Consider the following 11,876-nt stretch of genomic DNA (forward strand, 5'->3'; position numbering starts at 1 on the left):
GCACCGCTATGCGGCCCCGTTAGATCTGACGCGAGGCCGCAATAGTGCACCAGGGCAAAAGTTCGAACGGGAGTGTTAAGCGATGCCGGTGACTGACGGGTCATTGCCCGCTTTGCTGAAGCAGCGGGCCGATCACCAGGCCGATACCGCGGCGTACACGTTCATCGATTACGGACTGGATCCGAACGGCTTTGCTGAAACACTGACCTGGTCTCAGGTCTACGGCAGCGCCTGTGTGATTGCCGACGAACTCAGGCTGTGCGGCGCGCCCGGCGACCGGGTGGCGATTCTGGCGCCGCAGGGATTGGAATACGTCGTCGCATTCCTCGGTGCGCTACAGGCCGGATTCATTGCCGTCCCCCTGTCGACGCCGCAGTACGGTATCCACGACGACCGCGTTTCCTCGGTGTTGCGGGACTCCCGGCCGGTCGCCATTCTCACCACGTCGTCCGTGGTGAGTGATGTGTCGAAATATGCAACCCCACAGAGTGGCCAGGCCGCTCCCTTCATCATCGAAGTCGATCTGCTGGACCTGGACTCGCCACGCGATTCGGCGCAAGCCCTGCGGTTATCCAGTGGCGCGGCCTATCTCCAGTACACGTCCGGATCCACTCGCACGCCGGCCGGCGTCATTGTGTCGCACAAGAATGTCATCGCGAATGTGACGCAGAGTCTGTACGGCTATTTCGGGGACCTCGCGAAGATTCCCAACGGAACCGTGGTGTCGTGGTTGCCGCTGTTTCACGACATGGGCCTCATTCTCGGAATCTGCGCGCCAATGGTCGCCGAACGCAGTGCGGTGTTGCTGAGCCCAATGGCCTTCCTGCGACGCCCTGCCTGCTGGATGCAACTGCTTGCCACCAACCCGGCACCCTTTTCCGCTGCACCGAATTTCGCTTTCGAATTGGCCGTACGACGAACGTCCGACGAGGACATGGCCGGTCTCGACCTGAGCGACGTGGTCGGCATCGTCAGCGGCAGCGAACGGATCCATGTCGCCACCGTGAAGCGCTTCACCGAGCGATTCGCCAAATTCAATCTCAGCCCCACCGCGGTGCGGCCTTCCTACGGCCTCGCCGAAGCCACGCTCTACGTGGCCGCGCCAGAACCGGGAACCGCACCCAGGACGGTGCGGTTCGACTACGAACACCTGTCCGCCGGACAGGCCAAGCGCTGCGGCTCCAACGGGTCGGTCGGCACCGAACTCATCAGCTACGGCTGCCCCGACCCCGCTGCGGTGCGCATCGTCAACCCGGACACCATGGTCGAGAACATGTCCGGCGATGTCGGCGAGATCTGGGTGCACGGCGACCACGTGGCCCTGGGTTACTGGCAGAAGCCCGAACAGACCAACCGCATCTTCAACGCCCACATCGTGGACCCGGCCCCCGGCACCCCGGAGGGGCCCTGGCTGCGCACCGGAGATCTGGGCGTCCTGTCCGAGGGTGAGCTGTTCATCATGGGCCGGATCAAAGATCTGCTCATCGTCGACGGCCGCAACCACTACCCCGACGACATCGAGGCGACAATCCAGGAGATCACCGGCGGCAGGGTTGCCGCGATCTCGGTGCCCGACGACATCACCGAGCAATTGGTCGCCATCATCGAGCTGAAGCGGCGCGGCGCCTCGGCCGAAGACGCCTTGCTCAAGCTCCGCTCGGTCAAGCGTGAGGTCACCTCGGCGATCTCGCGGTCGCACAGCCTGCGGGTCGCCGACCTGGTCCTGGTCTCTCCCGGCTCCATCCCCATCACCACCAGCGGCAAGGTCCGGCGTTCGGCCTGCGTCGAGCGGTATCGAAGCGACGGGTTCAAGCGGCTGGACGTGAGCGTATGACGGCGAGCATCAGCGGCGAGGCCGACCTACGCCACTGGCTTGTCGATTATCTGGTCACCAACATCGGGTGCCGGCCCGACGAGGTCGACCCCGAGCTGACCCTCGCCGATCTCGGTGTGAGCTCCCGCGATGCCGTCGTGCTGTCCGGCGAGCTGACCGAATTGCTCGGCCGGACGGTCTCCCCCATCGACTTCTGGGAGCATCCGACGATCAACGACCTGGCCGCACACCTCACCTCCCCCGAGCCCGAACCCGAAACCGCCGCGCTGAGCCGTCCGGGGCGTAACTCACTGGACGAGCCGATCGCGGTGATCGGCATGGGGTGCCGCTTCCCCGGTGGCATATCCGGGCCGGACGCGTTGTGGGACTTCCTGTGTGAACGCCGTTCCTCGATCGGCAAGATCCCCGACGAGCGATGGGAACTCTTCGACGACGGTTCGGCTGAAGTCAGGGCGGTGCTCGCCCGGACCACGCGGTGGGGATCCTTCCTGCCCGACATCGACGCGTTCGACGCGGAGTTCTTCGAAATCTCGCCCAGCGAGGCCGACAAAATGGACCCGCAGCAGCGGCTGCTGCTGGAAGTGGCATGGGAAGCCTTGGAGCACGCCGGAATTCCGCCCAGCTCGCTGCGCCGCTCGCAGACGGGCGTGTTCGCCGGATCGTGCCTGAGCGAATACGGGGCCATCGCCGCCACCGACCTTGCGCAGATCGACGGGTGGAGCAACACCGGCGGTGCGATGAGCATCATCGCCAACCGCCTGTCGTATTTCCTCGACCTGCGCGGTCCCTCGGTGGCGGTGGACACCGCCTGCTCGTCGTCGCTGGTGGCGATTCACCTGGCCTGTCAGAGCCTGCGAACCCAGGACTCACAGCTGGCGATCGCGGCCGGGGTGAACCTGCTGTTGTCCCCGGCCGTGTTCCGCGGTTTCGATCAGGTGGGCGCCTTGTCGCCGACGGGTCACTGCCGCGCCTTCGACGCTGCCGCCGACGGGTTCGTCCGGGGTGAGGGCGCCGGGGTGGTGGTGCTCAAGCGGTTGACGGACGCCCAGCGCGACGGCGACCGGGTACTGGCCGTCATCTGCGGCTCGGCGGTCAACCAGGACGGCCGCTCCAACGGGTTGATGGCGCCCAACCCGGCCGCCCAGATGGCCGTATTGCGCGCCGCGTACGCGAACGCGGGCATGCAGCCCACCGAAGTCGACTACGTCGAGGCACACGGCACCGGAACCCTGCTCGGCGACCCGATCGAGGCCCGTGCGCTGGGCACCGTCCTGGGTCGAGGCCGCCCCGCCGACGCTCCCCTGCTGCTGGGGGCCGTCAAGACCAACCTGGGGCACACCGAGGCCGCGGCCGGAATCGCCGGCTTCATCAAGACGGTCCTCGCGGTGCAGCGCGGTCAGATCCCGCCGAACCAGCGCTTCGAAAGCGCCAACCCGCACATCCCGTTCGCCGATCTGCGAATGAAAGTCGTTGACAGCCAGACCGATTGGCCAGAGACGGGACACCCGCGCCGGGCCGGCGTGTCGTCGTTCGGCTTCGGCGGAACCAACGCCCATGTCGTGATCGAGCAAGGCCAGGAGGTGGCCGCAGCACCCGGGCCGCTTGCGGAGCCGCCCGTCTCGACGCTGATCGTGGCGGGCAAGACGCCGCAACGCGTATCCGCGACAGCAGCGGTGTTGGCCGATTGGCTGGAGGGGCCCGGCGCCGCCGTGCCGCTCGCCGATGTCGCCCACACCCTCAACCACCACCGGTCGCGTCATACCCAGTTCGGCACCGTGGTGGCCCGCCGTGGCGAGCATGGCCGCGCACAGGCCATTGCCGGGTTGCGGGCACTGGCCACCGGCCAGCAGGTACCCGGTGTGGTGGGTCCGCAGGCTGCGGCTGCGGGGGCGGGGACGGTGTTCGTTTATTCGGGGCGGGGATCGCAGTGGGCCGGGATGGGTCGCCGGTTGCTGGCCGATGAGCCTGCGTTCGCGGCGGCGGTGGCCGATTTGGAGCCCGATTTTGTTGCCCAGGCCGGCTTCTCGCTGCAGGAGGTGCTGGCTCAGGGCGCCGAGCTGGTGGGGATCGAGCAGATCCAGTTGGGTCTGATCGGCATGCAGCTGGCGTTGACCGCGCTGTGGCGCTCCTACGGGGTGGAGCCCGATCTGGTGATCGGGCATTCGATGGGTGAGGTGGCCGCGGCGGTGGTCGCCGGTGCGTTGACCCCGGCCGAAGGGTTGCGGGTGACGGCGACCCGGTCCCGGTTGATGGCGCCGCTGTCCGGGCAGGGCGCGATGGCACTGCTGGAGCTCGACGCCGCGGCCACCGAGGCGCTGATCGCCGACTACCCGCAGGTGACCCTGGGCATCTACAACTCACCGCGCCAGAGCGTGATCTCCGGGCCCACCGCGCAGATCGAGGAGTTGATCGAGAAGGCGCGCGCTCAGGACCGGTTCGCCAGCCGGGTCAATATCGAAGTGGCCCCGCACAATCCGGCAATGGACGCGCTGCAGCCGGCGATGCGCGCCGAGCTCGCCGACCTGCAGCCGCGCACCCCGGTGATCCCGATCATCTCCACCACCTACGAAAACCCCGACATCACAGCGGTATTCGACGCCGAACACTGGGCCGTCAACATGCGCAACCCGGTGCACTTCCAGCAGGCCATTGAGCGGGCCGGCGAGCAGCACCACACCTTCATCGAGGTCAGCGCGCACCCACTGCTCACCCACGCCGTCATCGACACCCTGCACAGCGCGCAGCACGGCACCCGGTACACCAGCATCGGCACGCTGCAACGCGACACCGATGACACGATCACGTTCCACACCGCCGTCAACACGGTCCACAGCGCCCACCCGCCGCACACTCCGCATCCGCCGGAACCGCACCCGCCGCTGCCCAGCACGCCGTGGCAACATTCCCGGCACTGGATCGACCCCCGACGACCTGCCGATTCCGTGATCGCGGCGCCGTCTCCCGGCACGCTGCTCGGCCGGCACAGCAGGGTCACCACCGTGGCCGGTGGTCTGCCGTCACACCTGTGGCAGGCCCGGCTCGCTCCCGACGCCAAGCCGTACCGCGGCCGGCACCGCTTCCACGGCGCCGAGGTGGTTCCCGCCTCCGTCGTACTGCGCACATTGCTCTGCGCCGCAAGCGAACTGGGCTACCCATCGCTGTCCGCTGTGCGATTCGACCAGCCCGTCTTCGCCGATCAACCGCGGCTGATCCAGGTGGTGGCCGACGACCAGTCGATCAGCCTGGCCTCGCGCCCGGCCGACACCGACCGCTGGACACGCCATGTGACCGCACAACTTGCAGCGGCCCCGCCGGAATCCGGACCCGTCATTGCCCACCGGACCCGGCCCCTGCTCGATGACGACGACATGCCTGACGTCACCGGACAGCTCGCGCTGCGCGGCGTCGACGGTCTGCCGTTCAAGTGGACCCTGGACTCCTGGCAGCCCACCGCCAACGGCGTGCAGGCGGCGATCGAGCTGCCCGAGTCGCTGCCCGACGGTTCCATCGGGCCACTGCTCGACGCCGCCGTGATCGTCGGGGCGCTGTCGGAGATCGACGATGCACGCCTGTATGTTCCGGCCTCCATCGAACGGGTGTGGCTGCGCGAAGACGGCACCGGCCCCCGCGGCGCAGTGCTGGTGACCAACATGGGCCGCGACGCCGAGGGCATCACGGTCGACGTCGTCGCCGGGGCCCACGGCCACGCACCGTTGCTGTCGGTACAGTCCCTTCGCTACCGGGCGCTGGACCTCGCCGCCGCTCCGGCCGCCGAGCACTCGGACGCGCGCACCTTCGCCCACATCCTGGAATGGCAGCCGCGCGTCGACCGCGGCGATGCGCTGGGTCCCGGCACCCTGGCGATCCTCGGCGACGACGGCGGCGCACTGCGGGACGGGTTGGCGCAGCAGGGTTTCGGGCCAGGCGCCGTGTCCGACGCACGGTACGTGCTGTATGTCGCTGAGTCCCGGCCCGCCGACGCGACCGACGTCGACTTCGCCGTCCGGGCGTGCGCGGAACTCAGCGCCGCGGTCCGCGCCCTGGCACAGCGCACCGACCGGGTCACGCTGTGGATCGTCACCCGGGGAGTGCACGAGTCGGCGACCGCGTCCGCGCTGCGGCAGAGTTTCCTGTGGGGCCTGGCCGGCGTGATCGCGGCCGAGCACCCCGACTTGTGGGGCGGGCTGGTCGATCTCGCCGAGCCAGAGCCAGAGCCAGAGCCAGAACCAGAGTCAGAGTCAGCCGGCGGCCTCGCCGAGCTCATCCAGCATCCGAGCAAGTCGATCCTGGTGCTGCGCGACGGCGTCGTGCTCGCACCGGCGCTGGCGGCGCTGCGCGGCGAACCAGTACGCAAGCCGGTGCAGTGCAGGGCGGATGCGGCATATCTGATCACCGGCGGCATGGGCGCGCTCGGGCTGCTGATGGCCGGCTGGCTGGCCGACCGCGGCGCCCGGCGGCTGGTGCTGACCGGCCGCACCCCGTTGCCGCCCAGACGGAACTGGGAACTCGCGACCCTGGACGCGGGACTGCGGCACAAGATCGACGCGATCCGCGCCCTGGAAATGCGCGGCGTCGCAGTCGAAGCCGTCGCCGTCGACATCGGCTGCCGCGACCAGTTGCAGGCCCTGCTGGACCGACGGGACACCGACGGTGCCGCACCGATCCGCGGGGTCATCCACGCGGCCGGCGTCACGCGCGACCAACTGGTGACCACCATGACCGACGACGCCGTGCGCGAGGTGATGTGGTCCAAGATCGGTGGCAGCCAGGTGCTGCACGACGTGTTCCCGCCGGGCAGCGTCGACTTCTTCTTCCTGACGTCCTCGGCCGCAACGGTATTCGGAATCCCGGGACAGGGGTCCTACGCAGCGGCCAACTCCTACCTGGACGCGCTGGCGCGGTCGCGGCACCAGCAGGGTTGCCACACCATGAGTCTGGACTGGGTGGCCTGGCGCGGACTCGGTTTCGCCGCGGATGCCCAGATCGTGAGCGACGAGCTGGCCCGCCTGGGGTCGCGTGACATCACGCCGGAAGAGGCATTCACCGCGTGGGAGCACGTCGACGGCTACGATGTGGCACAGGCGGTGGTGCTGCCGGTTCCCTCGACCGCGGACGGATCTGCGCTCGACGACAACTATTTGATCCCGGCCCGGGACTGGTCGGCGTATTCGGCGTCGGACCTGCGCGCAGAATTCGAGAATGGGCTGCGTGGCATCATCGCGCGCGAGCTCCGACTGCCCGAGAACGACCTGGACAGTCACCGTCCCTTCGCCGAACTCGGGCTGAATTCGCTGATGGCGATGGCGATTCGGCGCGAAGCCGAGCAGTTCGTGGGCATCGAACTGTCGGCGACCATGCTGTTCAACCATCCCACCGTCGCCGCGCTGGCGGCCTATCTGGCCAATCGGGTTGCACCCGAGCAGGATTCGGGCGAAGACCAGATGGCCGCGCTCTCCGCGTCGGCCGGCAGCGTGCTGGACAGCCTCTTTGACCGCATCGAGTCGACGTCGTCCGAGGCCGAAAGGCCTTCGTGATGCGCACGGCTTTCAGCCGGATTTCCGGTATGAGTGCGCAGCAACGCGCCGCACTGTCAGGCGAGTTCGAGAAGATCTCGCGGATCGCGGTGGCCGAGCCGATCGCGGTGGTCGGGATCGGCTGCCGGTTCCCCGGTGGTGTCACCGGTCCGGACAGCTTCTGGGACCTGCTGGTGGAGGGCCGCGACGCCATCTCGCCGGTGCCCGCCGACCGGTGGGACGCCGAGGCGTTCTTCGACCCCGACCCGCTGACACCGGGGCACATGACCACGAGGTGGGGCGGGTTCGTGCCCGACATCGCCGGTTTCGACGCCGAGTTCTTCGGCATCACCCCGCGCGAAGCCGCGGCGATGGATCCCCAGCAGCGGATGCTGCTCGAGGTGGCGTGGGAAGCCCTCGAACACGCAGGCATACCGACGGATTCGCTGTCCGGTACCCGCGCCGGGGTCATGATGGGCGTCTACTTCAACGAGTACCAGTCCATGCTGGCCGCCAACCCCGACACGGTGGACGCCTATACCGGAACCGGAAACGCGCACAGCATCACCGTCGGCCGCATCTCGTATCTGCTGGGGCTGCGGGGCCCGGCGGTGGCGGTGGACACCGCGTGCTCGTCGTCGCTGGTGGCGGTGCACCTGGCCTGCCAGAGTCTGCGGTTGCGGGAAACCGATGTGGCGCTGGCCGGTGGCGTGAGCGTCACGCTGCGCCCGGAGACCCAGATCGCCATTTCCGCCTGGGGCCTGCTGTCCCCGCATGGCCGCTGCGCCAGCTTCGACGCGGCCGCCGACGGTTTCGTGCGCGGTGAGGGCGCCGGCGTCGTGGTGCTCAAGCGACTGACCGACGCGGTGCGCGACGGCGACCGGGTGCTGGCGGTGGTACGCGGGTCCGCGGTCAACCAGGACGGCCGCTCCAACGGGGTCACCGCGCCGAACACGGCCGCGCAGTGCGACGTGATCGCCGACGCGCTACGGTCCGGCGACGTGGCGCCCGAGAGCGTCAACTACGTCGAGGCGCATGGAACCGGAACGGTCCTCGGTGACCCGATCGAATTCGAGGCGCTGGCAGCGACATACGGTCTTACCAAGGGTGACGGCGGCGCGTGTGCGCTCGGCGCGGTCAAGACCAACCTCGGTCACCTCGAGGCGGCCGCCGGGATCGCCGGCTTCATCAAGGCCGCGCTGGCGGTCCAACGCGGCCAGATCCCGCCGAATCTCCATTTCTCGCAATGGAATCCGGCGATCAACGCCGCGGCGACCCGGTTCTTCGTGCCCACCGAGAACAGCCCGTGGCCGGGCACCGGAGGCCCCCGCCGCGCGGCGGTGTCCTCGTTCGGGCTGGGCGGCACCAACGCACACGTCGTCATCGAGCAGGGACCCGACCTGGCGCCGTCGGCCACCGCCGGCACCGGGGTGTCGGCACTGGTGGTTTCGGGCAAGACCCCGCAGCGGATGGCGGCGACGGCCGGAATCCTGGCCGACTGGCTGGACGTCACCGACGCGGCCGTCGCTGACGTCGCCCACACCCTCAACCACCACCGCACCCGTCACAGCCGGGTCGCGACCGTGGTGGCCCGCGACCGCGGCCAGGCAGTGACCGCGCTGCGCGCCCTGGCCGCCGGTCAGCATGCGCCGAACCTTGTTAATTACCAGGATGATTCGCCTGGACAGGGCATCGTGTTCGTGTACTCCGGACGCGGCTCGCAATGGGCGGGCATGGGCCGCCGGCTGCTGGCTGAGGAACCGGCCTTCACCGACGCGGTGGCGGAACTGGAACCGGTCTTCGCCGAACAGGCCGGCTTCTCGCTGCGTGATGTGCTGGCCGAGGGCCGGGAACTGGCCGGCATCGAGCAGATCCAGCTGGGCCTGATCGGCATGCAACTCGCGCTGACCCGGCTGTGGCGCTCCTACGGCGTGCAGCCCGACCTGGTGATCGGGCACTCGATGGGTGAGGTGGCCGCCGCGGTGGTGGCCGGCGCGCTCACACCCGCCGAGGGCCTGCGGGTCACGGCCACCCGCTCGCGCCTGATGGCACCGCTGTCCGGGCAGGGCGGCATGGCCATGCTCGGGCTCGACGCCGAAGCCACCGAGACGCTGATCGCCGGCTACCCCGAGGTGACGCTGGGCATCTACAACTCACCCCGGCAGACGGTGATCTCCGGTCCCACCGGCCAGATCGACGAATTGGTCGCGGCGGTGCGCGCCCAGAATCGCTTCGCCGGCCGGGTGAATATCGAGGTGGCTCCGCACAACCCGGCGATGGACGCGCTGCAGCCGGCAATGCGTGCGGAGCTGGCGGATCTGGCGCCGCGCCGGCCGGCCCTGCCGATCCTGTCGACGACGTACGAAAATCTGGACCAGACGCCCACTTTCGATGCCGAGCACTGGGCCACCAACATGCGCAACCCGGTGCGCTTCCAGCAGGCCATCGCGGCGGCGGCCGAGCGGCACCACACTTTTGTCGAGATCAGCGCCCACCCGCTGCTCACCCAGGCCATCGCCGAAACCGTGCCCGGCCCCGGCTACCGCGCCGTCGGCACCTTGACGCGCGACGCCGACGACACCGTCACATTCCGCACCAGTCTCTACACGGTGCGGCCGGCGGACACCCCGCACCCGCCCGAGCCGCACCCGGCCATCCCCACCACCCCGTGGCAGCACACCCACCACTGGATCGACCTGGAGGCCGCCGGCCCGGAACGTCCGGCGCGCAACCGGATACAGCGATCCGCAGACACCGTCGAGGCATGGAGTTACCAGCTGGACTGGCCGCTGCGTCCGGCGCCCGCCGCCGAGACAGCAGGCGGCCAGACCTGGCTGGTGGCGGGCGATCCCGCCCTGGTCGCCGCCATGGGTGCCGCCACGGGCTCGCGGGTGACCGAGCTGCCCGATGGTGCCGCCGACCTGCCCGATGCGCTGCACGGCGTGGACAACGTGCTGTATGCACCGCCGAGCGGCGATGAGCTGCTCGACATCCCGGCTGCGTATCGGATTTTCGGCGCCGCCCGCCGGCTCGCCGCGGCGCTGGTGGCCGGCGGCCCGCCACGCAGGCTGTTCATCATGACCCGCAACGCCCAGCCGATCGCGCAAGGCGATCGGGCCAATCCCGCCCACGCGGTGCTGTGGGGCCTGGGCCGCTCGCTGGCCCTCGAACACCCCGAGATCTGGGGCGCTCTGATCGACGTCGACCACACGATGCCCGCCGAGATCGCCGCGCAGCGCGTGGTCGAGGCCGCCGGCGCCGGAGACGGCGAGGACCAGGCGGTGTACCGGTCGGGCGGCCGCCACGTCCCGCGGCTGCACTGGCGACCGCAGGACGCGGGCTCTCCGCAGGCACAGCTCGGCGGCGACACCAGCCACCTGGTCATCGGTGCGACCGGCAACATCGGGCCGCACCTGATCCGCCAGCTCGCCCGGATGGGTGCCACCACCATCGTCGCGGTGGCCCGTAAACCCGGCGCGCTGCAACAGCTGGCCGACGAATTGCGCACGGCCGGAACGCAGCTCATCGAAGTGTCAGCCGACGCGACCGACGCCGACGCGATGGGCGCGCTGTTCGACCGGTTCGGGGCCGACCTGCCGCCCCTCGAGGGCATCTATCTGGCGGCGTTCGCCGGTGGACCGGTGCTGCTCAGCGAGATGTCCCAGGACGACGTGGCCGCCATGTTCCGTCCCAAACTGGACGCCGCGGCGCTGCTGCACCGGCTGTCGCTGCGGCAGCTGACCGGAAACCCGCTGCGGCACTTCGTGTTGTTCTCCTCCGTCTCCGGTCTGCTCGGTTCCCGCTGGCTCGCGCACTACACCGCGACCAGTACTTTTCTGGACACCTTCGCCTACGCGCGGCGCACCATGGGGTTGCCGGCAACCGTCGTCGACTGGGGATTGTGGAAATCGCTGGCTGACGCGCAACGCGACGCCAGCCAGGTCAGCGCCGAATCCGGGCTGGTGCCGATGGACGACGAAACCGCCATCGGCGCGCTGTCTTTCGTGATGAGCCCGGACGCCGCGGTGCGCACCGCGGTCGTCGCCGCCGATTGGCCCCTGCTGGCCGCGGCATTCCGCACCCGCGGATCGCTGCGCATCGTCGATGACCTGCTCCCCGCCTCGGCGGATGCCGCGCTGCCGGAAAGCGAATTCCGCAAGGCGTTGCGCACCGCCGACGCACACCGGCGCCACGACATGCTGCTCGACCACGTCGGCCTGCTGGCCGCCACGGTCATGGGCATGCCGGCCACCGAGACTCTCGACCCGTCCACCGGATTCTTCCAGCTCGGCATGGACTCGTTGATGAGCGTGACGCTGCAGCGGGCGTTGTCCGACAGCCTCGGCGAACATCTGCCCGCCTCAGTGGTTTTCGACTATCCGACGGTCTACGGCCTGACCGACTACCTGGCGACCGTGCTGCCGGAATTCGCCGAGCTTGCGACGGCAGCCGAAGAGGCGCCGCACGACACGTACGACGACCTGAGCGAGGACGAGTTGCTGCAGCACCTTTCGGAGAGGCTGAGCTGA

The 11,876-nt window shown here is 69.2% G+C and carries 3 protein-coding genes; all 3 read left to right on the forward strand.

Annotation, left to right across the window (positions count from 1 at the left end):
• Positions 1 to 82: 82 nt before the first annotated feature.
• Genes fadD26 through QXK92_RS09610 form a run of 3 tightly spaced genes read left to right on the forward strand, consistent with a single transcriptional unit; the run spans position 83 to position 11,876 of the window.
• Positions 83 to 1,834, forward strand: a complete 1,752-nt coding sequence (gene fadD26, locus QXK92_RS09600; RefSeq protein ID WP_306241422.1) for a long-chain-fatty-acid--AMP ligase FAAL26/FadD26 — start codon at positions 83 to 85, stop codon at positions 1,832 to 1,834.
• Positions 1,831 to 7,368 carry a polyketide synthase gene (locus QXK92_RS09605; RefSeq protein WP_306241423.1) on the forward strand — a complete coding sequence of 1,846 codons (5,538 nt, stop codon included), beginning with the start codon at positions 1,831 to 1,833 and terminating at the stop codon, positions 7,366 to 7,368. Before fadD26 ends, QXK92_RS09605 begins: the two co-directional genes overlap by 4 nt.
• Complete coding sequence (locus tag QXK92_RS09610; RefSeq protein WP_306241424.1) at positions 7,365 to 11,876, forward strand: type I polyketide synthase; 4,512 nt, start codon at positions 7,365 to 7,367, stop codon at positions 11,874 to 11,876. Before QXK92_RS09605 ends, QXK92_RS09610 begins: the two co-directional genes overlap by 4 nt.

Source organism: Mycobacterium sp. TY815 (assembly GCF_030755135.1).
In the GTDB taxonomy this organism is placed as follows: domain Bacteria; phylum Actinomycetota; class Actinomycetes; order Mycobacteriales; family Mycobacteriaceae; genus Mycobacterium.